At 39.7% G+C, this 25,176-nt stretch carries 23 protein-coding genes and 1 pseudogene; 16 read left to right on the forward strand and 8 right to left on the reverse strand.

The features are described from left to right. Positions 1-204 precede the first annotated feature (204 nt). Entirely contained in the window at positions 205-1,191 is a 987-nt protein-coding gene (locus J7E77_RS09640) for an aldo/keto reductase (protein ID WP_214713760.1), read from the forward strand. A 422-nt stretch (positions 1,192-1,613) separates the two neighbouring features. After that, positions 1,614-2,396, forward strand: coding sequence for a putative protein N(5)-glutamine methyltransferase (locus J7E77_RS09645; protein WP_214713961.1), 783 nt, complete (start codon positions 1,614-1,616; stop codon positions 2,394-2,396). Positions 2,397-2,965: 569 nt separating this feature from the next. Here J7E77_RS09645 and J7E77_RS09650 read toward each other — a convergent pair. The 4 genes from J7E77_RS09650 to J7E77_RS09665 form a co-directional block, all read right to left on the reverse strand. Beyond that, positions 2,966-3,745: a Cof-type HAD-IIB family hydrolase gene (locus J7E77_RS09650; RefSeq protein ID WP_214713762.1), complete on the reverse strand. Its 780-nt coding sequence runs from the start codon at positions 3,743-3,745 to the stop codon at positions 2,966-2,968. A gap of 400 nt (positions 3,746-4,145) precedes the next feature. Beyond that, on the reverse strand, positions 4,146-4,826 hold the full coding sequence (locus tag J7E77_RS09655) for a zinc metallopeptidase (RefSeq protein WP_088088322.1): 681 nt from the start codon (positions 4,824-4,826) through the stop codon (positions 4,146-4,148). A gap of 182 nt (positions 4,827-5,008) precedes the next feature. Then, a complete protein-coding gene (locus J7E77_RS09660) occupies positions 5,009-5,290 on the reverse strand; it encodes a hypothetical protein (protein WP_088088321.1) in 282 nt (93 codons plus the stop codon). A gap of 126 nt (positions 5,291-5,416) precedes the next feature. Then, the gene (locus J7E77_RS09665; RefSeq protein ID WP_214713764.1) at positions 5,417-5,608 is read right to left on the reverse strand and encodes a hypothetical protein; all 192 of its coding nucleotides are present in this window, start codon (positions 5,606-5,608) and stop codon (positions 5,417-5,419) included. 232 nt (positions 5,609-5,840) lie between these two features. Here J7E77_RS09665 and J7E77_RS09670 point away from each other — a divergent pair, with 232 nt between their 5' ends. From J7E77_RS09670 to fsa, 4 genes and pseudogenes are all read left to right on the forward strand, one after another. Beyond that, positions 5,841-6,431 (forward strand): class I SAM-dependent methyltransferase, encoded by a 591-nt coding sequence (locus J7E77_RS09670; protein ID WP_214713766.1) that lies wholly within the window; start codon positions 5,841-5,843, stop codon positions 6,429-6,431. Positions 6,432-6,518: 87 nt separating this feature from the next. Then, positions 6,519-7,682 carry an iron-containing alcohol dehydrogenase gene (locus J7E77_RS09675; RefSeq protein WP_214713768.1) on the forward strand — a complete coding sequence of 388 codons (1,164 nt, stop codon included), beginning with the start codon at positions 6,519-6,521 and terminating at the stop codon, positions 7,680-7,682. 392 nt (positions 7,683-8,074) lie between these two features. Further along, positions 8,075-8,200: pseudogene (locus J7E77_RS09680) on the forward strand (phosphogluconate dehydrogenase (NAD(+)-dependent, decarboxylating)); the annotation flags it as partial. A 39-nt stretch (positions 8,201-8,239) separates the two neighbouring features. Beyond that, positions 8,240-8,902: a fructose-6-phosphate aldolase gene (fsa, locus tag J7E77_RS09685; protein ID WP_214713770.1), complete on the forward strand. Its 663-nt coding sequence runs from the start codon at positions 8,240-8,242 to the stop codon at positions 8,900-8,902. A gap of 158 nt (positions 8,903-9,060) precedes the next feature. Here the strand turns inward: fsa and J7E77_RS09690 are convergent, their stop codons facing one another. Next, on the reverse strand, positions 9,061-9,372 hold the full coding sequence (locus J7E77_RS09690) for a winged helix-turn-helix transcriptional regulator (RefSeq protein ID WP_214713772.1): 312 nt from the start codon (positions 9,370-9,372) through the stop codon (positions 9,061-9,063). Between the two features lie 461 nt (positions 9,373-9,833). Between J7E77_RS09690 and J7E77_RS09695 the strand changes: the two genes are divergently transcribed. Both J7E77_RS09695 and J7E77_RS09700 read left to right on the forward strand, forming a co-directional pair. After that, positions 9,834-11,057 carry an AraC family transcriptional regulator gene (locus J7E77_RS09695; RefSeq protein ID WP_214713774.1) on the forward strand — a complete coding sequence of 408 codons (1,224 nt, stop codon included), beginning with the start codon at positions 9,834-9,836 and terminating at the stop codon, positions 11,055-11,057. Positions 11,058-11,278: 221 nt separating this feature from the next. Further along, complete coding sequence (locus tag J7E77_RS09700; protein WP_214713776.1) at positions 11,279-13,402, forward strand: glycoside hydrolase family 3 protein; 2,124 nt, start codon at positions 11,279-11,281, stop codon at positions 13,400-13,402. A gap of 70 nt (positions 13,403-13,472) precedes the next feature. On the opposite strand, the gene J7E77_RS09705 is transcribed toward J7E77_RS09700, so the two are convergent. Beyond that, positions 13,473-13,877 (reverse strand): YsnF/AvaK domain-containing protein, encoded by a 405-nt coding sequence (locus J7E77_RS09705; protein ID WP_214713778.1) that lies wholly within the window; start codon positions 13,875-13,877, stop codon positions 13,473-13,475. Positions 13,878-13,951: 74 nt separating this feature from the next. Beyond that, positions 13,952-14,476, reverse strand: a complete 525-nt coding sequence (locus J7E77_RS09710) for a YsnF/AvaK domain-containing protein (protein WP_214713780.1) — start codon at positions 14,474-14,476, stop codon at positions 13,952-13,954. 255 nt (positions 14,477-14,731) lie between these two features. Here J7E77_RS09710 and J7E77_RS31155 point away from each other — a divergent pair, with 255 nt between their 5' ends. From J7E77_RS31155 to J7E77_RS09730, 4 genes are all read left to right on the forward strand, one after another. Next, the gene (locus tag J7E77_RS31155) at positions 14,732-15,895 is read left to right on the forward strand and encodes an SEC-C metal-binding domain-containing protein (protein WP_285290523.1); all 1,164 of its coding nucleotides are present in this window, start codon (positions 14,732-14,734) and stop codon (positions 15,893-15,895) included. 14 nt (positions 15,896-15,909) lie between these two features. Continuing rightward, positions 15,910-16,899, forward strand: a complete 990-nt coding sequence (locus J7E77_RS09720; RefSeq protein WP_214713782.1) for a Gfo/Idh/MocA family protein — start codon at positions 15,910-15,912, stop codon at positions 16,897-16,899. Between the two features lie 237 nt (positions 16,900-17,136). Beyond that, positions 17,137-17,313, forward strand: a complete 177-nt coding sequence (locus J7E77_RS09725) for a hypothetical protein (RefSeq protein WP_214713784.1) — start codon at positions 17,137-17,139, stop codon at positions 17,311-17,313. Positions 17,314-17,624: 311 nt separating this feature from the next. Beyond that, entirely contained in the window at positions 17,625-18,320 is a 696-nt protein-coding gene (locus tag J7E77_RS09730; RefSeq protein ID WP_214713786.1) for a YoaK family protein, read from the forward strand. 82 nt (positions 18,321-18,402) lie between these two features. Here J7E77_RS09730 and J7E77_RS09735 read toward each other — a convergent pair whose 3' ends face one another. Further along, positions 18,403-18,660 (reverse strand): HPr family phosphocarrier protein, encoded by a 258-nt coding sequence (locus J7E77_RS09735; protein WP_214713788.1) that lies wholly within the window; start codon positions 18,658-18,660, stop codon positions 18,403-18,405. A 387-nt stretch (positions 18,661-19,047) separates the two neighbouring features. On the opposite strand from J7E77_RS09735, the gene J7E77_RS09740 reads away from it, so the two are divergent. The 4 genes from J7E77_RS09740 (at position 19,048) to J7E77_RS09755 (ending at position 25,012) form a co-directional block, all read left to right on the forward strand. After that, positions 19,048-19,326 carry a heterocycloanthracin/sonorensin family bacteriocin gene (locus tag J7E77_RS09740; RefSeq protein WP_308160503.1) on the forward strand — a complete coding sequence of 93 codons (279 nt, stop codon included), beginning with the start codon at positions 19,048-19,050 and terminating at the stop codon, positions 19,324-19,326. Between the two features lie 176 nt (positions 19,327-19,502). Beyond that, the gene (locus J7E77_RS09745) at positions 19,503-21,467 is read left to right on the forward strand and encodes a putative thiazole-containing bacteriocin maturation protein (RefSeq protein ID WP_214713792.1); all 1,965 of its coding nucleotides are present in this window, start codon (positions 19,503-19,505) and stop codon (positions 21,465-21,467) included. Next, complete coding sequence (locus tag J7E77_RS09750) at positions 21,464-23,410, forward strand: TOMM precursor leader peptide-binding protein (protein ID WP_214713794.1); 1,947 nt, start codon at positions 21,464-21,466, stop codon at positions 23,408-23,410. The genes J7E77_RS09745 and J7E77_RS09750 overlap by 4 nt, the downstream gene beginning before the upstream one ends. Before the next feature lie 24 nt (positions 23,411-23,434). Next, on the forward strand, positions 23,435-25,012 hold the full coding sequence (locus J7E77_RS09755; RefSeq protein WP_214713796.1) for a SagB family peptide dehydrogenase: 1,578 nt from the start codon (positions 23,435-23,437) through the stop codon (positions 25,010-25,012). Positions 25,013-25,176 lie beyond the last annotated feature (164 nt).

Genomic DNA, 25,176 nt, shown 5'->3' on the forward strand with positions numbered 1-25,176 from the left:
GCTCTATCTTACTGATGTCAGATAATTTATTGGGTTAGGGTTAGAAATAGGTGCTTTATCATACCGAAGTCAGTTAGTTTATCGGGTATAGGTAAAATAGAGCCCCTTTTCTATATTCACTAGTATCTTTAACTCATTTACTCAATGTAATTAGCGTATTATAATGTTCTTAATACGGAACGACATGGAGAAAGGTGTGTTGGAATGCAAAAAAGAATATTAGGTAAAACTGGGCTGGAAGTATCGGCGCTTGGACTAGGCTGTATGGGGATGTCGGATTTTTACAGTGGGAGAGATGACGACGAGTCTATTAAAACAATCCATTGTGCCATTGAAATGGGGATTACGCTTCTCGACACAGCTGATATGTATGGCGTAGGTAAAAATGAAGAATTACTCGGACGGGCAATTAAAGGTCGTCGGAATCAAGTGGTTGTTGCCACTAAATTTGGAAATGTAAGATCTGAAGATGGAGCTTTTCTGGGAATAAATGGCCGCCCTGAATATGTCAAAGAAGCCTGTGAAGCTAGCCTTCGCCGCTTAGGTGTGGATCATATCGATCTATACTACCAACATCGAGTCGACCCAAACACACCAATTGAAGAAACAATCGGCGCAATGTCGGATTTAGTTAGGGAAGGGAAAGTGCGCTTTCTAGGTATGTCAGAAGCAGCCTCCCAAACTATTAGACGTGCTTTTGCTATTCATCCGATTACCGCTGTTCAGACCGAGTATTCCCTTTGGAGCCGTGACGTCGAAGATGATATTCTGCCCACTTGCCGGGAACTGGGAATCGGTTTTGTCCCTTACAGTCCATTAGGAAGAGGATTTCTAACAGGGCAGATTCAGAAATTTGAAGACTTAGCAGCCGATGATTATCGCCGCTTTTCTCCTCGATTCCAAGGAGAAAACTTCCAGAAAAATTTGGAACTGGTCAATAAAATTATCGAAATAGCACGGGAAAAAGCCTGCCTGCCTTCCCAGCTTGCCCTTGCCTGGCTGCTAGGTCAAGGAAATGACATTGTTCCAATCCCAGGCACGAAGAGGGTCCAATACTTAGAGGAAAATGTCGGGGCTCTTGATGTATCGTTAACAGAAACTGACTTAGCACGTATAAACGAAGTTGCTCCTCGGGGTGTTGCAGCTGGAGAACGTTACCATGAAGCTGGCATGAAAGGTGTTAATTTGTAATAAGAAGAAGGTAGATATTTGGGAGCAGCATAGGTGAAAAGAGAGGTGTAAATCCATAACAGGTTCAGTTAACTCTCGCAAAACATTAAAAATGTAATGTAAAATGACCATCAAATTGTAAGTTAAATTGATGGTCATTTTTTATTAATAGATTGTGAAAGTTTTTACTTAAGCTTTGGTTCGTTAGTTTAAGAAGGAACATTAACTTTCACAGAGAATATATGAATTAAAAGAGAGGAGAAAAAAGATAAGAGAAAAAATTTATTGGTATTACCTTTACCAGATTTTGAACCAGAAACTGAGTGGGTTATCTACCATAGAGGACAGATTTTCCAGATTCTTGCGAATTTAAAGGAATAAATAAAAGCCAACTTATAAGGAAAGATTGGGTGGTATCAATAGTAAAGCAAATTAAATTTTATATGGATGACCAAACTGAAGAAATTATCATCCATAAGCTTCGGACTTCTGGTAGTGTTTTTGCAGACGAAGAGGCACTGCTACTTATATCTGAAGCACCGACATTGGATGACCTTATGAAAATGGTCGAAATGCGAACCGAGGGGATACCTCTTGAACACGTCATTGGGTACACAGAGTTCTGTGGTCTGAGGATAAAGATAGACTCTGAGGTCTTCGTGCCTCGCAAACGAACAGAGTTTCTTGTCCGTCAGGCAGAAACCCTAACTTGTTTAGGGGATATCGTTGTTGATATGTGTTGCGGGTCAGGAGCTGTAGGTGCAGCTCTTGCAGCAACTTTAGGACGGGTAGCCTTGTACTCTGTTGACCTCGACCCCGCTGCAGTAAGCTGTGCTGGAGGCAACATAACAGCTTTTGGTGGCCACGTTTTTCAAGGGGACTTGTATACAGCCCTACCCCAGTCCCTTCAAGGCCGTGTGAACATCGTAGTTGCTAATGCTCCTTACGTACCTACCGAGGCGATCAAGCTGCTTCCCCGGGAGGCTCGCCTGTATGAACCAATACTGGCCCTTGACGGAGGGAAGGACGGACTTGAGCTACAGCGTATGGTAGCGAAAGAGGCACCTCTCTGGTTAGCTCCGGGAGGGCACCTTTTGTTAGAAACGAGCGAACAGCAAGCATACCAAACCTTTGAAATTTTTTCTAGTATGGGGCTTATCCCGAAAGTAGCCAGAAATGATGAATTGGACGCCACGGTAATCATCGGTACTAAAACTGGCATCTAAAGTAAATAGACAACTAGACTTAACCTAATATGATCATTGCTTGGTACGATACACAATGAAAAATCCTTCTTCAACATAAGAGTGCAAGTGCTTTAGTTCATTAAGCTTTAAAAGATTAAAATAAGGAATGGCTCAGAACAGTGAACTGAGCCATTTTTTAAATACAAAATTTGATGCAAAATACGTTACAGAGAATCTTCCAAAATAGGGAAGTTTCATTATATTCTTTACTTCGTAAAACAGTAATAAAACCATCCAAAATCTCATGACTAACAGAATAGACATAACCGACGATTTTCTCATCATCTTTCACTACCACAATGTAATTGTGTAAGGCGCTTTTTATAGAAGGAATCATTCGTGTGTCAAAATTCATGCTGTCAAACAATTCCGGTGTTATGTATGCTTTTGATTTTTGATAGGTCATGAGTTCATTACATAAATCTCTACAATACTCAATTTTTTCTTCTGGGATCACTTCATGGCCAAATTCATTTTTTCACTCCTTGGTCCCTATTAGCCGTATGTATTTCTTCTAAGCTCTACTTGGAAATAAAAGGGCGCGACGATTAAATTAAACCGAGGCGCTTTAATCCGTAGCGAACTCCGTCTTCTTCGGCGGAGAGTGTGACCATATCGGCTACTTGTTTCAATTCATCGCGGGCATTTCCCATGGCTACTCCCATTCCGACCAATGACAGCATTTCCATATCATTTAAACCATCGCCAAAGGCAACAGCTTCATCAGGTGCAATGCCGAACCTTTCCAACAATTTAGTCAAACCAACTGCTTTATTGGAATTGGACAAATTCACGTCACAGGTTCTTGCTCCTGAACTCCATCTTCTGAAATCTAATTCCGGAATCTTTGTTTGATAAGAAGCCTCTTCCTCCACGTCACAATGAAGGAACATTTGATAAATATCCTGTTCGGTCCAAAATTGAGGCGGGGCAAGTTCGGGCTTCCACGGATCATGTTGGTACGCTTCCACGACGAATGGATGGCTTAGATCGGTAGCTTTAAAGCTCGTACCTCCCAAAAAAGTCAGTGGATGTTGATAATCATTGGACAAAAGATGTACTCTCTCTAAAACATGTTTTTCAATCGCATTCTTGTATATTTCTTTTCCTTCATGATAGGCATACGATCCATTAAAAAAGACCATCGAGTCGACCCCAGTTTCCGAAAGGATGGACTCTGAAAAATAGGGAGCTCTCCCCGTTGCTATAACCACGTTTATTTTTTTCTCTCGTAACCGCTGAATCGCATCCTTTGTGGCAGGACTTAGCGTTTTTCCATGCGGGACGATCGTTCCGTCAATATCTAAGATGACAACCTTGTAATTCATATAACACACTCCTACAATGCAATCTTTCTTTGTTACGCAGGTATACTGCACAGTATAACATATTGAATAAAAAACCTAAAAAAGCAACGCTTATACATTTTAAAATGCAATTGGTAATATTATCAGATGGGTATATATATGAAAATTGTGTTGGCTAGAAATATTCAATTCATTATTACTGTAATAATATTATGTAAACTAACTCTTATTAGGCTTAGAAAAAACATCATTTATTGTTTTGGGGTTGTAGACCTAAAAAAAGACTGACTAAAAATAGTCAATCTAAGGTGACGAAAGGTGCTTCCTATCGTCTTAGTATATAGTATGCAAGAGATAGGACAAGCGATACTATAAGCTTGATTAAAATTTACTAGGACTATTCACAACATCAATTATCTTATTAGTCCTCATCATTCCGCATTCCTGTAAACATTAGAACAAAACGAAGTAATTCAGCTACAGCTACTACAGTCGCAGCCACATATGTTAATGCCGCAGCATTTAGTACTTTCCTCGCCCGATACTCTTCTTCATTTCTAATCAAACCAGAACCAATCATTACATTCAGTGCTCTTGAACTTGCATTGAATTCCACCGGTAATGTAACAACCTGAAATAGCACGGCCGCGGCCATTGCTATGATTCCTAGTAATAAAAGGTTGGCTGAAGAAAGAAGTAACCCTATTAAAATTAAGATAAATGAAAAATTAGAGCCGATATTAGCCACAGGCACTAATGCATGTCTCACGCGTAAAGGTACATATCGGTCCCTTTGCTGTAAACAATGACCCACCTCGTGGATCGCAACGGAAATCGATGCAATCGAAGTACCATTGTAATTAGTGGAGGAAAGTCTAACACTTCTACTTTTTGGATCATAGTGATCGGATAAATGACCAGACACTTGTTCGACCGACACATCATACAAACCATTTTGATCCAAGATTCTTCTAGCTGCCTGGGCTCCAGTTAAACCCGAGGAAGCTCCTACTTTTAAAAATTTAGAATAGGTATTTCTCAAGTACATTTGCACTAATAGTGGAATGATCATAATTAGAACAAAATAAACAATAAAACCCATGAAAGATGCTCCTTCTTTAGATGTCTAATTTACATACATTATTATACTTTATAGTGCACTTTTTTAGTATTAATGTGCTTGTTTCATTAAGGCCTAAAGATGTCATGAGATATGGAGAAAGATAATAATTGAAGTGGGAGAAGACTAAAGTGCTTTTTTAATGGAGAGATATGCGATTTATACTATTTCCTTTGTTTATTTCTGAAAGCAATAATATTTGTTTTTAATGAAGCATATGTTCCGATCGCTGCATATCCATAAAACCAACCCATAAATATTCCGCCAAGGGTGTTGTGCTTGTGACTAATAAAAATTGAGATTCCCAGCCCAAAAATAAGTGCAATCGTAGGTACAAACCATTTCGGTATTTTGAAAAAAACCTTAATTAGTTGAGTTAACAGTATAATGATTGGAATAGCAAATATTGCATCCCAAAAATTCGTTTTAATAGTGGGAAAATCCATCGGCAATCACACCTTTTTTGGTTAATATGTGCAAATGCCATAGATTTATTAATCACTATTAAAGGAAAAGTTATCAAAAAGCAGCGTAAAACCCCTAGCTTCAGCTATGGGGATACTCATAAATGTTTAGTTCATCGTAATATACCAAGCCAATCCTCCGATTGCACCTAAGATGACAATCACATAAATAGCCGTCAACCGTACTGTGTTTTGTTTTGTTGAACCTTTATAGTCCTCATCAGGTTTTCCTGTAAGCGCAAGTGTACCAATCAGGGCAGCTACTAAAACGATAATAATAAGAGCCATACCAAACTTCATATGTTTCATCCTCACTAAGATTAATAATCAAAAGAAACTGAATTATTTAATAATAAATAATTTTTTGCCAAAATTATGGACTTTTCATTAAAGTTTCAATGTATGATTCTTATATTAAAGTTTATGATATAGAAAATAACCATCCAATTAACAAAAAATTTGACCATCCACTTTTGACTTATTGATTACTACTATCTCGAATTATTATCCAGTCACAGTTAAGGAGTTCCAAATGAATCCGAAAAATAAATGGAATAGCAAATATAAAGAACGTATAAATCAATTGGAAGCACCAATGCCGAATGAGAGATTAGCAATCCTGTCACCTTATTTAACCGGCGGGTCTGCGCTCGATCTTGCATGTGGGCTTGGTGGAAACAGTCTGTTTCTGGCACGATTAAATTTTCAAGTACAAGCGATTGATATATCAGATGTAGCTGTCAACTATCTCGAGGAAATAGCAGGAAAGCAAAAGCTCGCTATTTTTCCTCGTTTGTGCGATCTGACGGAAATGACCCACCTTAATTTGAATAATAGTTCTTTTAGTTTGATTGTCATCACGTATTATCTTGATCGATCACTATTTCCGCTGGTTAAATCAATCGTTAAAGACAATGGATATTTCTTTATGGAAACCTTTTATAAGTCTCCAAAAAAAGAGAGTCAGGGAGTATCCGATCAATATAAACTGCTACCTGGAGAATTATTGGCTGAGTTTAGTGATTGGAAAGTTCTTTTTTATGAGGAAAATGAACATGAGGGACGACAGACGATTTTTTGTCAGAAACAAAAAAGTGTCAGAAACCATAAGAGCATTCTTTAAGTGTCAGGCACCATTGATAATAATAGGAATGAAAGCGATTGTTTTTAATCTCTTAAAAGTTTACTATATTGTGTGGGAGGGATAAACATGATAGATTTTGTTTTTCAAAATAGTACAAAGTTAATATTTGGTAAAGATCAGGAGCAATTAGTAGGTCAAGAGGCCGTTGTTTATGGAAAAAAACTTCTCTTGCATTATGGCGGAGGTAGTATCAAGACTAACGGACTATATGATAGGATTCTGCAGTCATTGCTTGAACAGGGCATAGAAATAATTGAATTGGGCGGAGTAAAGCCGAACCCTCGAGTCAGCCTTGTTAGAGAAGGAGTTGCCCTTTGTAAGGAACATAACATTGACCTTATTCTTGCTGTAGGTGGAGGAAGTGTAATTGATTCGGCCAAAGCGATCGCTGCTGGTGCGAAATATGATGGGGATGTTTGGGATTTCTTTGAAGGGAAATCTACTGTTCAAGACTGTTTGCCAATCGGAGTTGTGTTAACCATACCTGCAGCGGGAAGTGAATCTAGCTCGGGCACGGTTATTACGAACGAAGATGGATGGTATAAGCGATCGACGGGTCATTCGACCATGCGTCCTAAGTTTTCCATTCTAAACCCTGTACTTACATACACCTTACCATCTTATCAAACAGCATGTGGGATCACAGATATGATGGCGCATATCTTAGAAAGATATTTCACCAATGAAAAGAATGTAGAATTAACAGATCGATTGTGTGAAGGGGCATTACGTGCCATTATAAATAATGCACATACAGTCATCGAGGACCCAACCAATTACGATGCAAGAGCTGAGATCATGTGGTCAGGCACAATTGCGCATAATGATTTGTTAGGGACAGGAAGAGTTGGTGATTGGGGAAGCCACGATATTGAACATGAGATCAGCGGCATTTATGATATTGCACATGGAGCAGGTTTGGCGATTGTATTCCCAGCCTGGATGAAACATGTGTATAAACATGATGTAAATAGATTTGTTCAATTTGCTAATCGAGTCTGGGATGTAGAAATTGACTTAAACAATTTAGAAAAAACCGCTTTAGCAGGAATCAAGAAAATAGAACAATTCTTTAGCTCCATCGGTATGCCGGTAACATTGAAAGAAGCTGGTATTGGTGAAGAGCACTTGGAGGAAATGGCTAAAAAGGGAACAGAAAGAGGACCACTAGGCAATTTTGTTAAGTTACATGAAGCTGATGTTGTACAGATTTTACATTTGGCTAAGTAAGAAAAAAACCTCGCTCACAACATTGTAGCGAGGTTTCGTTTTGTTAATTTTATTTGTAGAAAATTTAACTGATGAAATAAATATCATTAATTCAAGATATTTTACTTGACGATTTTTGTCGGATAGATATATTCTTGTTACATAAAGTAACCAATGAAAGTTGGACAAATTAATAATGAGGAATCCAGCTTTAGTTGAAGGGAGATAAAACCTACCTTGGATAGTCATAAAAACATAATCTCAAAAGTTCGTGGGTAGAAAGGACGAACATGTGGGAATAAAAATGGATTCAATGACTTTTGTCTAATCACTTAAGAAGTATGGTTTAACAAAATCTGACAAAATATTGGGGCTATTTGAGGGAAAAATAATAAAGGTCTTTTGATTTAATTGCTACGCCAGTTATTGCCAAGTCTTTATTCATGTGATATCGTTCCTTGGAGAAGGTCACCTTTACAGGTAAAGTTGTAGCAGCATTAAGAAATGAGTTTGGTGGACATGCTGTCGAAAAGAATTAAAAAAAGCATTTATTTTATTAAAATTGGAGGAAAAAGATTATGAAATTTTTTATTGATACTGCAAACCTAGAGGAAATCAAAAAAGCCTATAAAATTGGTGTGTTATCAGGAGTAACAACCAACCCTTCTTTAGTGGCAAAAGAGGGAGTAAAATTCGAAGACCGTATTGCTGAAATCCTTAATGCTGTACCTGAGGTTGAGTCTGTATCTGCCGAGGTAACGCCTAATGCTTTGACTGCTGATCAAATGATTACAGAAGCAAACGAACTTATTAAAATTAACGGTGGCGATAAAAATATCACCATTAAACTTCCAATGACGTTAGATGGATTAGAGGCTTGCCGTTATCTAACGAAAAAAGGTGTAAAAACCAACGTTACCTTGATTTTTAGTGTGAACCAAGCATTGCTCGCTGCACGAGCAGGTGCAACTTATGTTTCACCATTCTTAGGCCGGTTGGATGATATTAACGAAGATGGTGTAGAATTAGTCGCAAAAATTGCTAAGATGTTCCAGATTCAAAACTTGAATTCACAAATCATTGCTGCATCTGTTCGTCATCCAGATCATGTAACCCGTGTAGCGATGGCTGGAGCTCATATTGCAACGATTCCATTCAAGGTAATTGAGCAATTATCAAAACATCCATTAACAGATCAAGGGATTGAAAAATTTGCTGCAGACTGGAAAACGACTGTTTAAAAACAGATTATTAATACGTATTTCTAAATAGAGTTATTTAAGCACCTTTATCTTAGTAAAATGATAAAGGTGTTTTTTTTTTTTATATTGAAGTGCATTCAGCATTAAGAAACAGTAAAAATACCTCTCCATAATAAATTATGGAGAGGTATTTTTATCTATAACCATTTATCTGCCCATTCCTCAAGACCTTTAAGAGATCGTCCAAGTTCCGTTCCTTTTTTGGTTAACGAATATTCGGTCCGTACAGGACGGTCTGCAATAACATTTCTTAACACAATTCCTAGATCCTCAAGCTCTTTCATACGTTCATTTAATACTCTTTTACTTAAATCTGGTATAAAGGTATGGATTTCACTAAATCTTTTTGGTTCCTCCATTAATGTATGGATGATCAAACCCATCCATTTTTTTCCCATAATATGATAGCACGCTTCAACTTTGCTGCATAATTTATTTTCTGTCTCCATATATAAACACCTCAAATAGTTCCTTGGTTATTTTTAATAACTATATGTTAATATTAGCAAAATTAGTTATTAAAATAAAGTGTTTACTGGAACAAAATTTCTTGCGAACAGTATCTGTGCTTATATGTTCACGAATTTGACAAAAATATATGTCGACTAAAATCGGTTATATATGTTGATGAGAAAAAAGAATTTTTAAATCCAACCATACTTGGAAAATTTCATTGATTGGAGTATCTTCATGGTTTCCAAATCCATTGGAAGTTTGATAATTTCGCATAAACTTCTATAATAAAACAAAAAGTAAATTCTCTGAAATCAAGATAGTTTCGCGGTTTTCGGAGAGATAGTTAGTCCAAGCAATGAGTTTATAGTATTAAAATTTTGCTGGATTTTCAGTGGATTACATTCTTTCTTTGATTTTATTACATAGTTTTAAAGGATTCTGAAGGGTGATATTAGTGGATGAACTGCTAAGTAAATGTTGGCTAATTAAAAATGCTTTTAATATTGATGTACAAGCGGTCGATCATCAATTTCAAACGATTCTGCACATATCTGATGATAGTGAACCCCTAATTTTTGCAGAAGCTCGAAAGAAAATCTATTTGGATCTTAAAAAAGCTTTAGAAAAGGCAAATAAGAACAGTTTTTGTATTCATACAGATTCATTCCAACTATCGTATATGGCGATGCCTATAAACGAGGAAGAACTGTTTCAAGGAATGGTTTTGGTTGGGCCTTTCTTGAATGAGCGGGTCACTGACCATTTTATTTGGAATGCGATGAGGGAAAATCATCTTGAAAATAATTGGGTAAAACCAATTGAGAATTTTTATAAATCCTTACCCTATTTGGGACAATCATACATAGCAATTGGCGATTTGTTAGTGAATCTATTAGCGAATCCACGAGTTGACTCCCATTTCAGTACGACAAAAAAGCATAGTGAGCAATATCAACCGGATGTACAGCCGCAGGATTATGGCCAAGATGGTTTGGAAGTTAAGCTAAGGTATGAGGCAGAAAAGAAATTTTTACATTTTATCGAAACTGGGGATAAAGAAAATGCAATGAAAGCTTTGATTGAATTCACAGGTGATTTTTCCTATAGAGTTCCAGGGAATCCTTTGCGGGCGAAAAAAAATCTTAGCTTTTCAAGTAATACTATGAATAGATTGGCTGCTGCTAAGGGAGGGGTTGAACCTCAATATTTACATGCTATTTCGGAAAAATTCGCACTTAAGATTGAGGCAGCGGTAGCGATGTCCGATTTAGATGCGATAAATTTCAGTATGATTGAAGAATATTGTGATGCGGTTAAGAATTTTGCTGTTAATGGATATAGTCCTGTTGTAAGGAAAGCATTAATGTATATAAATATCCACTTTAAGGAAACTATAAATGTGCAATCTGTAGCAGCTGAAATTGGATTTAATCGAGCATATCTTGCGAAGAAATTTAAAAAAGAATTGAATATAAGTGTCATTGATTATATTCATAAAAAGCGGATCGAAGAGGCAATTTTTCTTATGGAACAGGGGCATTTATCTATTACAGATATTGGTATTCAAGTGGGTTTTAGCAGCTATAATTATTTTTGTAAAGTATTTAAAGAAATAAATGGAATGACAGCTACAGAGTATAAAGGGAGCAAACCATTAGAAAAAAAGGAGCATGATTAAAATCATTGCCTCTTCTAACGTTATCTTTGTAATTTTATAAATTTGATTCAAATTCACTCTAAATAAATTTTATTTATAAAAAATATTTTAAAATAGTGTGCAATTTTATATAAAAGTTAACAATAATGGATGTGGAAACGAACTCAAATTGCTAACATGAATCTATCACTTGTCCCAACTTTCCCGAAAGATGGGGATGAACAAGTTAAGGAGGCATTCACATGGAAGTTAACCATAAACAACCGAATTTAGAAGTAAGAGTCAAGAACATTATTGAAGTTGATGGATTAAAATTTAAAGATCTGAATAACAGCGGGAAATTAGAACCATATAAGGATTGGCGTTTGAGTCCGAAAGAACGTGCGGACAACCTAGTCTCATTGATGAATACCGATGAAAAGGTCGGTATGATGCTTATTAATTCTCGTCAGATGGGGCTTTCTCAAAAAGATAAGAGTAAGACAAGCCATGATGGCGTGTTAGATGAAGGAATTGTTGAAAAGGGCGAAACTATTTTTGCTTTAGCAAAAGTATATGGTACCACGCATACGATTGAAAACATGCATTTGCGCCACTTTATTCTAAGAGACAATTGGAGCCCATCCGAAATGGCAGAATGGGTGAATACCATGAATGAAGTATGTGAGGGGTCACGTCTTGGTATTCCATGTTTAATCGCATCGAATTCAAGAAACGAAAATACTGAATTCATTTTTGGTATGAATGATGCAGCTGGGATTTTTTCCACTTGGCCTGGAACGTTAGGACTTGCTGCAGCGGCAAAAGGAGATATGAAAAATGGCGGTGATGCCTCACTTATTAGCCAATTCGCCCAAATCGCACATGATGAGTGGGATGCGGTTGGATTAAGAAAAGGATATATGTATATGGCGGATACTGTTACGGACCCGAGATGGCAGCGGATATATGGTACATTCGGTGAAGACCCAGAATTTATTTCTGATGTTATCGGCCGCATCATTGACGGCTTTCAAGGGAAGACCCTCGGAAATCATAGTATTGCTATGACGACCAAGCATTTTCCTGGCGGTGGACCAAGGGAAAATGGATTTGATCCACATTATGAAGAGGGTAAATGGAACCTGTATCCAACTCCAGGAAGCCTAGAAAAGTATCACCTGCCTCCGTTTCGGGCAGCGGTAGAACATGGGACTTCATCCATGATGCCATATTATTCGATTCCTAGTATCAAGAAAAGTGTGGTTCAAGAATTCGAAGGGGAAGACATTCCTTTCGAAGAGGTTGGTTTTACATTTAATCATTATTTCTTAAATACGATCCTTAGAGAAAAACTAGGGTTCAAAGGTTATATAAATAGCGACAGCGGCGTCACAAGTAAAATGAGCTGGGGCGTTGAAACATTAAGCGAGGCGGAACGTTTTGCTAAAGCGATTAATGCGGGGACAGATCTTATTTCTGACACTAATGATATTGAAAACCTAAAAAAAGCGATCGAAAAGGGATGGATCAGTGAGAAGCGGATTAATGAAGCCAATGTACGACTGCTTACAGAAATGTTTGCTTTAGGACTATTTGATGACCGTACGTATGTTTCACCCGACCATGCTGCTGAAGTGGTGGAAAATCCAGCAAACTGGGAAGCTGCTTATGAAGCGCATAAAAAATCGGTAACTGTGCTTAAGAATCAGAAGCAGACCTTACCTTTAACAGCTGAAAAGCTGGAGGGTAAGAAGGTTTATGTGGAAGTTTTCCAAAAGGAGACCGAACGAGCAACTTCTTATACTGAAAAAGCTAGACAGGAATGTCAAGAGCTTGGTCAATTTACTTTGACCGATAACTATGAAGAAGCTGATGTAGCTATATTGTTTTTAAGTCCCAAATCTGGAGCTTATTTCAATGCGACACCAGGACTATTAGAACTTGAAATATGCGAAGATAAAACGGTAGCTGCTTTGGATGGTACTTCCTACCAAGAAACGACTTTGAGTGGGATGAACCATTTAAAGGAAGTGGCCGACAGTATCCATATTCGTGGTGGAAAAGTAATCATGAGTGTTAATGTCATTCTGCCATGGATCCTTGGAAATGTTGAACCATTGGCAGATGCATTGATCGCTGGATATGATACCTACTATAAGGCACAGTATGAGGTTATGGCGGGCAATAGCTCACCAGTAGGTGTGTTACCGTTGACATTGCCAGCGAGTGAAGCGGTCATTGCGGTTGATGAAAATGGTGAGTGCGTGTCGAGAAATGATGTACCGGGTTATGTCAAGGACGAATATATGCCTGAAGGATTTAACTATGCTTATAAAGATAGCGACGGGAATATTTATAAACTTGGTCATGGATTAACATTTTAATTTAGCTAAGAGTCATAATGTAAAAACTCGCCAATATTATCGTGGCGAGTTTTTACATTATTATAGCTTTCTACAATTTATCATCAACCACTACTTTTACATCCCCAATTGTATCTATTTGGACTTTTTCTTCTTTCACATTTTCGTTAATCTGAATAATCTCTTCAAACTCATTCCTAAAAATTTCTACATCATTAAGGATAGTTGGGTTTAATATGACCTCAATACGATCTTCGCTTAGAGGAATATGAGTGGTTTCAATTTGTGTAGTTGTTCCACTTTCTGGATTTAATATCTTTTTCTCAATAATTAGCTCTTCACGGAATATAGGGACGACAATTTGTTTCTCCACGGTATACGTTTTCTTATATACTCTAACATCAGCCGTCTCAACCCACTTCTTGTTAACCTGCAATTCTTCCTTATGTAGTTGGAGCGTTTTATCTTCTCGATGGCCATTCTTCTTTTCAGGCAACTTAATCTCTCCCTCCATTGGAAAGTAGTGAAAACACCCTTCCATTGCCCAGCAATGAAAAGGTGTTTTTGTTTTTAGCTATTATTTATATCGTTAAAGCTTGACCCGTCGGAAACGATATCGACACTTCCGGTTGTATCAACATGAGCCTCTTCGTGTCTGAGTGTCTCTTGGACTTTCTGAGTATCCTCAATTTGACGTTTCGAAGCAGAAATCTCCTCGGTCGCAACCGTATACTTGTTTACCTCAACTTGCTCCTGGGTAACAGGAATAGTAATGGTTTCTTGAGATATAGAGGATCTATCGCTACGTTCGTTATTCAAGGGTGTTCTTTTTATGACAACTTCCTCGTGCATCACAGGAACGTCGACAGTTCTTTGTTCCTCAACGACATCTTTAGAAATAACTACTTGTCCAGCATCGACATTATTCTTTATAATGTCTAACTCTTCTTTATGAAGCTGGAGAGAGCCGTCGGTTTGAGTACCCTGGGTACTTGTACTGGGATCGTTCCCTTGATTACTCATATTGGTTTGGCTATTTTCACTTTCAGTGGTTTGTGATTTATCATCACCGAATAATCCTAAAAAGTCGCTCATAAAAATCCCCCTTGTAAGTTGTATATGGTCATGCCTTTTTTATAATGTACTCATGAGGGTTCTTTATTCTTTAAAATCATTAGAATAAAAGGTATGAAAAGATGATATTCGAGCTGATGTAAGATTCACTTTGTATGAAATATTTTCATGGCATAATTTTTGTTTAATTAGAAGCAATCTTGTTTGGTGCTGGTGACAAAAAAGAATATAATTAAATTGAGATTGAGCAATTGTATTGTGGAGGGGATTACATTTTTGACATTTTTAGAAAAAATTAAACCGCACTTGATTAGCAATGATATATTAATTCAAGAAACGGTGCTTCATGGATTACACGATTATCCAAACGTCCCAGAAGAATGGACAATCGAATTATTGAAGGAAGCCTTTAAAAACCAGGACAAGCAATCCTCTATTTTAATCTACATAGAAAACATGAAAATCAATGAAGACGCTGTCAAAGTTTTACTAGAAAATATTCCTAAGATGGACAAGACCAAGATCCACTTAGCGGTGAATTTGTTAGAGCGTATTGATCCAAAGCTCGCTCTAAAATATAGAGAGCAACTGCAAAGATACATTGGTGAGGATCGTTGGTCATTATATGAGCTAATCGTAAACGGTACGGAAGAAGAAGTTTGGAATAAATATGCAAAAACAATAAATACTCTTGACCAAGCCGATTCTTATCAACATCCACTTTACATACAAGCTAAAAAACTGGCTGCATGCATCGTTCAAAATGGCTGGATCACTAAAGATGAAGTAGAAGTGATTCTTCAAGAGGAATTAAAGGAACAATGGTTTTCATTTAATGGAATCTTGACGGTGTATATGATTGGATTACTGAAACTTGAGAAGCATATCCCATTTCTAGCCAGTTTGTTAAACCGTGATGAAGATATCTTGTTAGAAGAAGTTGCATCGGCGTTAATTCGTTTTCAATCCGATGAGGTGGTCGAAGCGGTTAGTCCTTATTTAAACCAATCGGATTCGATTATTTTTGCTAGTTCCGTTATCGAAAATATTAAATCAGATCAGGCTGTTCAGGTTTTAAGAGAGGCTTATCATAATTCAGCTGAACTTGAAGACCAGGATATCCTGATCGAAGCGCTCTGTCATCATCTTTCTAAAGATGCGCTTCTTGAAATTAGCAATCATATGAAAAAGGAATACTTCTCAAGCCTCGTAGATATTGAACAGACTGTTTATAGTTATTATTCCATTTTAGGCGAGCCACATCCGGAACTAATGGATTGGAAGCTAGCAGCACTTGGAAGAGAAATAGAATTTAGAAATAAAAGCAAGCAGGGTGAAATTTCCCAAAACGGTCCAATTTTAACGGAAAATAAAGTAGGGCGAAATGATCCTTGCCCGTGTGGAAGCGGCAAAAAATATAAAAAGTGCTGTGGCAAATAAGGAGATTAAGTGCGATGAAGTTTGATAAAGTTCGTTGGGGGATCATTGGATGCGGTGATGTAACAGAAGTGAAAAGCGGACCAGCCTTCCAAAAAATTAATAATTCTGAGTTGGTTGCCGTTATGAGAAGAACGGGGGAACTTGCCAAAGATTATGCAAACCGGCACAATGTACCAAAATGGTATGATAATGCAGATGAACTCATAAACGATTCTGAGGTAGATGCTATCTATATTGCAACACCGCCTGGTTCGCATAAGGAATATACAATCAAGGCAGCAAAGGCAGGGAAACCTGTTTATGTAGAAAAGCCAATGGCCCGCAATTTCGATGAATGCCAGGAAATGATTGCTGCTTGTGAAGAGGCAGGAGTCCCATTATATGTGGCTTACTACCGGAGGGCACAACAGCGATTTTTAAAAATAAAAGAGCTGTTGGAGAATGGGGCAGTTGGTGAGGTACGGTTTGTAACATCAACACAATATCAAAAAGCTACGGAAGATGTGTTAGACTCACAACATCTTCCATGGCGAGTTCAACCGGAATTGGCAGGCGGGGGACTATTTTTTGATTTAGCCAGCCATACGCTTGATCTATTAGATTTTTTACTTGGACCGATTACGTCTGTGCAAGGATTTGCTTCCAATCAAGCAGGCTATTATCGTGCCGAAGATATCGTAACAGGTACATATCAGTTTGAATCTGGCGTCCATGGTGTCGGAAATTGGTGTTTTACTGCTTTTGAAGATGTCGATGTGAATGAAATCGTGGGGAGCCTTGGGAAAATCACCTTTTCCACTTTCAGAAACGAGCCCATCGTTTTAACGACAGCGAGCGGAACGGAGCAATGGAGTTTCGAGCGACCAGAGCACGTCCATCAACCACTTGTCGAAACGATTGTAGCTGACATAACAAGTGGTAGCGGTCAGTGTCCTAGCAGTGGAGTGACAGGAGCCCGAACGAACTGGGTCATGGGAGAAATGGTGAAGAATTATTATCAGTAGTATGGGACTAGGATCAACCTAACACGGTTGGTCCTAATTTTTTAGGTCCGTCATCTTAAGCCAGCGAAAGTGTTTGGCCCTTTCAGAAAATAGTTGGTGCCTGACACTATTTTTTTATTTATTTCAGTGTTTTTAGTTGATGTAAGCGCATACATTTATAGTGAACGCTGGAGGTGATGTTGTTGATTTATCCTTATGGGAATGATTATATCAAATACTTAAACGATGAAGGTTCTTATGGGATCACGTATGAACAATGGAAGTTTAAAAATAGTAAACAATACTCAGACAAGTGCAGACAATGCGGACATGGGAAACACCGCTTTCAACCTTGTCCAAAGTGCAATTATTAAGCGCCTTATGGCGTTTTTCTTTTTTTATCATGAATTTGAAGATGCTATCGCAGAACTTTGATAGATTTCGCGATTCGCCCATTGAATGCGAAAATTCGCTCATAAAATGCAAAAATTCGCCCATTAACTATAAAAACTCGCTCATAAGATGCAAAAATCCGCTCATAAAATCTAAAGCTGCAAAAATGCCTGAATTTTTTAGGAAAATAATAAAAATTTCACTTTTATTGTCAAAAATGAGGGAACTTTTCATTATAATTCATGATATTTAAGAAAATCAGGATTTAATATTGCCTTTAACATTATATTGTTTTCTTATACCATCTAGGAAATACTATTGAGGTTAGTAAATTGAAACAAGGAGATCGCATAGTGAAAGATAAAATCCCCTCATTATCGTCCAACTCATTTTATTTGGGTATTTTGTTAGCGGTCGTTGGAGGTTTTTTAGATGCCTATACTTTTATCAGCAGAGACGGCGTATTTGCCAATGCCCAAACAGGAAATATGGTCCTGCTCGCTGTAAAAGCAGCGAACAGGGATTGGCATGGCTCGCTGCTTTATATCCCGCCCATTTTAGCATTTATCTTAGGTGTTTTGGTATCAGAAATGGCTAAAATTCCTCGTGTAAGACAAGTTCTACACAGCTATAGAAGGTCAATTCTTATCTTAGAATGCCTTGTATTAATTATTGTAGGTCTATTACCACGAAGTGTGCCGAACATCGTAGTAACTGTATGTATCGCATTTGTATCCTCTTTACAAATTTCTACTTTTAATAAAATCGACAAGTGGGCTTACAATTCAACCATGACAACAGGAAATCTTCGGACGGCAACCCAAGCAGCCTATTTGGCATTAAAAGAAGATAATGATGAAGCCAAAAAACAATTCAAGGAATTTTTTGTGATCATTCTTTCTTTTTTATTTGGCGCGTTGACCGGGACATTTTCCACCACCTACATAGGGAACACCTCTATTTGGATTGCTTCTGGGATTTTAGTGATCGCACTTATTTTGTATCACCGGGATCGAGGTTATATAAGCAAGTCCTTAACGTTAAGATAGTATGTTAGGTGTCTGGTACTTATGTAGAAGAGGCTGGAACAAAGGAGAACCAGCCTCTTCCTGTCTTCCTGTTGAAATATTCCTACTCAACCATTTCCAACGTATGAATTACCTCTTTTAGTGCTTCTATTTCATCGTCCCCGGAAACTTCTAATATAATTTCTGCCTGTTTAGGGATCGCTAACGATAAAACACCGAGTACCGATTTTACATTAACCTTCCGTCCTTTATAAGTAAGAAAGATATCAGCATTAAATCGAGAAGCATTTTGAACTAATTGATTGACCGGCTGAGCATATAAACCTGCATTCCTGTTGATTGTTACTGTTTGTTGTATCATGATTTTCCTCCTTGGCTACGATGTTATAGCATCTGTAAATAATGCACTTTTCTTATGTATGAAACTACGTCACTAAAAATGCACCATTGACTCAATATGGGCCATTTTGTGTGGTAGTCCTTCTGCGCTGCCTATTGAGTTCCCTAGTACTTTAGTTTAAATCTAATAATTTGAATGGATGTCCCATAAAAATAGGCTTTTGAATCAGTGGCAATACCCACCCATTTTTCATATTTTGATGGAGAGAGTACTTGAAGCATCGGTGAATTCACCTGTAACACACTATTTTTCTGATTTGTTCTGTTCCCCTTTTCATGTAATGGCACAAAAGGTTGATTTAAAATAGACGGAGGTATGAAAATGAATCCTTTCCAAAATGAACTACAAATGTTGAATGTTGGCGATTTCCAAGCGAGCCAGGCAGTTCCTATAGACCCAAACCAATACTATATGGATCAGTCTCGACAATTCGGTGTTATGGGCGGTTTTGGTGGTTTAGGTGGTTTTGGCCGTTGTTTTAGTTGTTTTAGCTGCTTTAGCTGTTTTAACTGCTTTAATTGCTTTAGTTGTTTCCGTTGCTTTAATTGTTCGCATTGCTCTAATTGTGGCGGGGGCCATCGCTGCGGCGGCCATAATTGCGGTGGAGGTCATCGCTGCGGAGGTTAATAGTTCAATTTTTCTAATGTAAAACTGGTTGGTTAAGGAGAAGAGGCCGTCACTGCGTGAGTTTTTGCAGAGCCTCTTCTCTTTTAGCTTAGACATAAGGGACAAATTGCGGTACATAGAATTATAGTGAAGTGTTGTTACAGAATGGAGTAAAGCTACGGCTAAGGAGGAGCGAAATGACAAGTTTGAACCCTTCTATGCGTCTGAAAGTGAAAAGGGACACGTTTTTTCTCCCCGATTCAATCAACGGTGTGTATTTTCGGAACAACATTAGCTCGTTCCGTATGGAAGGCAGTACGATCGATCAGTGGGTTGAAAAGCTGATACCGATGTTCAATGGGGAGTATACTTTGGGGAATTTAACAGAGGGATTGCCGGGCCCATACCGAGATCGAGTGTATGAAATTGCAGAAGTGCTGTATCGAAATGGGTTTGTCCGTGATGTAAGTCAAGACCATCCGCATCAATTGGAGGATCAGGTTCTTAAAAGACATGCTTTTCAAATTGAATTTGTCGACAGTTTTGTCGATTCGGGAGCATACCGTTTTCAAACCTATCGTCAGGCCAAAGTGTTGGCAGTTGGCTCAGGTCCTTTTTTTGTTTCGTTGGTTTCTTCGTTAATTGAATCCGGATTGCCCAAGTTCAAATTACTAATCACTGACACGGTACCGACTAATAGACGGCGGTTAACGGAACTCGTGGCACATGCCCGTAAGACAGACCCTGAGGTGGAGGTAGAGGAGGTCAACCTGAAGGACGATGGGGTAAATTTTTGGCGGGAGAGTGTGCAACCGTTTGATTCAATTTTGTATGTGTCACAGGAAGGAAATTTAGAGGAGTTGCGGCTTCTTCATACGGTATGTGGGGAAGAGAAAAAGGCATTCCTCCCTGCTATTTGCTTACAGCAGGTGGGAATAGCTGGTCCGTTAGTGAATCCAGAATCTGAGGCGAGCTGGGAGTCTGCTTGGCGCCGCTTGCACCAATCTGTGCTATTCAAAGACCAGCAAATTACTGCTTTCTCTTCCACTGCCGGCGCAATGTTGGCCAATGTAATCGTATTTGAATTGTTTAAGGAGGTTACAGGAGTAACAGAACTGGAACAAAAGAATCAATTCTATTTGCTTGATCTTGATACGTTGGAAGGACACTGGCACTCGTTTATTCCCCATCCACTGGTGACCGGACGAATATCGACTGAATGGGTAGAAGATTTCGATAGGCGGATTGAACAGGGATTAAGCAGTGGTGAGCCGAGTGAATTGCTACTTTTTTTCCACCAATTGACATCAAAAGAGTCAGGGATTTTCCATATTTGGGAGGAGGGAAATTTAAAGCAACTTCCGTTAGCTCAGTGTCGTGTTCAGGCTGTCGACCCTTTATCTGACGGACCGGCTAAGCTGTTAGGAGACATTGTCTGTTCAGGACTGACACATGAGGAGGCTCGAAGGGAAGCCGGTCTTGCAGGGATTGAAGCCTATGCGTCACGAATGGTCGATTTGCTCGCTACGAGGCTACTTCCACATCAGGAAGTAGAGGGTAGAATGCTAGAATTGCAGGAATTTGTTGGGGTTGGGACTGGGGAAACGTTTGCGGAAGGAGTTTGCCGCGGGTTGCAAAAGTGTTTGGCCGAAGAACTGAACATTCAACAGCGTAATCAGAAGATATCTGTCTCTCGGGTGCAGTTGAGTGCTGTAGAAGATGAACGTTGCCGGTTTTATTTGCAGGCGCTGACTACAATGCAGGGGGCACCAGTTATCGGTTTAGGTGAGGAAGTGTCCGGTTTCCCTGTGGTATGGCTCGGTACGAGTCAGGGATGGTATCGTAGTGTAGATTTGAATATAACATTGGCGTTACGGAAGGCGTTACAACAAGCACTAATCAAAGTTCAAAACCCAAATACTTGTCTCACCGAGCAAGCGTTTGATGTTTCATCCTTGCTTCTGGAAGAAATGGTGCCGCTAAGCCTAGTAATCCCTGCTTGTGAAGAGAGGATAAAATCCGAGAACTTGCAGTCCGCTATGGAAGTCTTGGCACGAAATCATAAGCGGCTTTCGGTGTTCGAACAAGAAATAGAACCATTTTTGAAAGAAGGATTGGCAGGGGTGTTTGGTGTGTTGCTTCGAGAGGAGGAATCTAGGTGAGCGCTGTCGTGTTGGTTGTTGGAGAAGGGGTGGTGGCGGACAGTGTATGCGAAGAACTGTTCGCTCATTACCATGTAGTTCGCCAGACCGAATTCGAGGCGGTTGTACCGAAAAAAACTGATTTGGCTCTGGTGCTTCAGGATGCCTGGAATCCTTCTGTTCATCAAAAGGCAGAAGAGATATTTCGGCTAACAGGCACACCCTGGCTGCGAGGCTTCGTTTCATTTGGAGAGGGTGTAGTGGGGCCACTAATTCGACCAGGTACGCCCGGGTGTTCTCAGTGTGCGGATATGAGACGTCTCATGGCTGGACGCGACCGTAAAGAGATGTGGGAGATGAAGCAGAGGCTGAAGGAATACAGAGGTATGCAGCCTGAAGGCTGGGCATCCTTCACAGGACTCTTGCAGCTGTCATACCAGATCAGGGCAGAGGTACAGCGAATTTTGGAGGGTGAACAAGCACTTTCGGAAGAACAGGTATGTTTAATTAATTTGAAAACATTAAATAGTTCATGGCATTCCTTTCTCCCTGACCCGCTGTGTCCGGTTTGTAGCCATTTACCAGACGATTCGGAGGACGCTGCTCAAATCTCATTGCAGCCAAGTCCGAAGATCAGCCTGGACAGTTACCGCTGCCGTTCGTTGGATGATCTGAATAAAGTTTTAGTTAAAGACTACTTAGATCATCGAACGGGCCTTTTGAATGGTAAAATGGTTGACCTCGTGCCGCCATTTGCCGATGTCAGTGTGAATCTGCCTTTGTTCGAAGGGGATGAGGGAACAGCAGGCAGGACAAATTCATATGAGGTAAGTGAGTTGACTGCCATTTTAGAAGGACTCGAGCGGTACTGCGGTCTGGAGCCACGCGGGAAACGTACAGTCGTCTTTGATAGTTTCCGCAATTTGAAAAATAATGCACTCAATCCTATGAAAGTAGGTGTGCATGCAAAGGAACAGTATGAGCAGCATGGTTTTCCTTTTCAACCGTTTAATCCTGAACGACCAATGAATTGGGTATGGGGTTATTCGTTTTTGGAAGAGCGTCCAATTCTTGTGCCAGAGTTGCTTGCCTATTACAGCTTGGGCTGCGGCCAGCGTGGATTTGTCTATGAAACTTCCAACGGATGTGCATTAGGCGGAAGTTTGGAGGAGTCTATTTTTTACGGAATTATGGAAGTGGTGGAGCGTGATTCATTTCTAATGACTTGGTACGCGCAGCTGAACCTGCCGCGTCTTGACCCTTCCTCAGCTGATGACCAAGAATTGCAGTTAATGATCGAACGTATGCGGTCGGTCGCGGGATATGATCTTTATTTGTATAACTCTACGATGGAGCACGGAATTCCAAGTATTTGTGCGATTGCAAAAAACAGGAAGCAAAAGGGAGTGAATCTCATCTGTGCCGCTGGTGCACATCTCGACCCTGTAAGGGCGGTAAAAAGTGCGGTTCATGAGTTGGCTGGCATGATGCTGTCTCTTGATGAGAAATTGGAGTCTAACCAGGAAGAGTATAGCCGAATGCTGCAAGATTCATCACTGGTCCAACAGATGGATGATCATGGTATGCTGTACGGTTTGCCGCAAGCGGAAGATCGCCTGGATTTTTTACTTGAAGATAATCGTCCGTTGCGAACATTTGCCGAGGAATTCAAGTGGAAATCGAGGCATACGGACCTTACAGATGATCTCCTGGACATAATTCAAGTTTTTCGCCCATTAAATCTTGATGTGATTGTGGTGGACCAGACGGCACCAGAATTGAAACGAAACGGATTGTATTGCGTGAAAGTGCTGATTCCGGGGATGCTGCCGATGACATTCGGACAACATCTTACCCGTGTAACTGGGCTGGAGCGTGTGCTCAGGGTACCGATGGAACTCGGTTATTCAAAACAACCGCTGACACTTGAACAATTAAACCCACATCCGCATCCGTTTCCATAAGAGGCGACCTAGGAGGCAAGGAGGATGAGTCTAGAGGAGTTTTTGCACAATCTGCATTTTGACATTGATAAGGCAAGTGTGCCTAACTGGGAAGTGGATTGGGAAGATGCGCCACTTTCTTATAAGCTCTACAGTGGCTTACCTGTGGTACCATTTTCTCTAGAAGTACCGCTGACACTTGAAGGACAAGAACAGCCCGCAAAGCCTGATCTTCGTAAAGTCGGTCATTTCCTCTGGTATGTATACGGCCTTACTCAAGTTAGCCAGTCAGTCTTTCCCTTGGATTCCAAAGATAAAACGGCGAATCTAATACAGTCATATCGGCGATTCGCTCCTTCCGGCGGGGCATTGTATCCAAACGAATTATACGTTTATCTTAAGGTAGAGGATTCGCCTGTTGGGATGTACCATTATGATGTGGCCCATCACCGCTTGGTATTGTTGCGAGAAGGAAATTTCGATTCATATATCGCCCGTGCTCTTGGTAACCGCTGTGATATATCTGCCTGCTTTGGAACTGTGTTTGTGTCAACCATGTTTTGGAAAAATTTCTTTAAATACAATAACTTTTCTTACCGTCTGCAAGGGTTGGATGCCGGAGTGGTAATTGGGCAGTTACTGGAAGTAGCAAAACGTTTTGGCTTTGCATCAGGGGTTTATTTTCAGTTTCTAGATCGGGCCATGAACCATCTTGTTGGGCTTTCCGAACAGGACGAGAGTGTTTATGCGGTTATCCCGCTTTCAGTAGAACCTACCATTTGGTCTACTAACGGGAGTGAAAAAGAAGGTTTTGTCTCTGCCGCCGAATTGTGCCGAGAGTTAACAGCGATTCAGCCCCATCATTACATCCGGTCACGGAGGGTTAAAGAGTATCCAATGTTAACAATGTTGAATGAAGCGTCCATGCTTGATTCAACGCAAGCGTTTCGGCTGATCGAGGCGAAAGAGAGTTTGAATGGTAACGGTCATGCGGAAGAGCTGCCTCACGTGAACCGGTTGTCATATGATCTAGCGTCGGTCTGTCGTAAGCGATTCTCGCCAGATATGGATTTTGTTTTGGGAAAGGTAAGTCAACCTCAACTGGCAACACTAATGCAGGAGGCGACCGCATCCTTCTCGTATCGGAATGATTTGGATGGACCACTTCGGAAGAACGTGCCTCGTGTTTCACTGTATGGCTGTTTATATAATGTTGAAGGTATTCCAAATGGTGCCTATCATTATGACAGTGCTGCTCATGCGTTACGATTGGTGGATCTCGGTGATTATCGACTCCAATTGCAATCCGGAATGTCTCTAGATAATGTGAATTTGCTCCAAATACCTCTCTGCTTACATGTGGCAGGGGACAGGGAATCATTCAGAACGGCACTGGGTTACAGAGGATACCGGATCCAACAAATGGAAGCAGGCATGCTAGTACAACGATTACTGTTAGCGGCGTCAGCCCTCGGAATGGGGGGGCATCCACTCCTCGGTTTTGATGCAAACTTGAGTGATGAGATTTACAAGATGGAACCACTAGGAAAAACCAGTCTAATCCAAATTCCAATTGGTCCCTATCGACAGCGTCCTTGGTTGAAGGGAAGTTTGCATTGTTAGGATTAATAGGTTTACTTTAGTTCTAAGGTTATTGCAGGAAGAACTTCATGATGTTCCAGTTAATCCTATGGTTTCAAAAAACGAGTTTAGTCCAGAAGCGAAATAGGCAAGTATTCATGAGGATTAATATTAAGATGCCTTCACTTCCAATGAATGGGTGAAGG

The sequence above is a fragment of the Bacillus sp. ISL-77 genome (genome assembly GCF_018613105.1).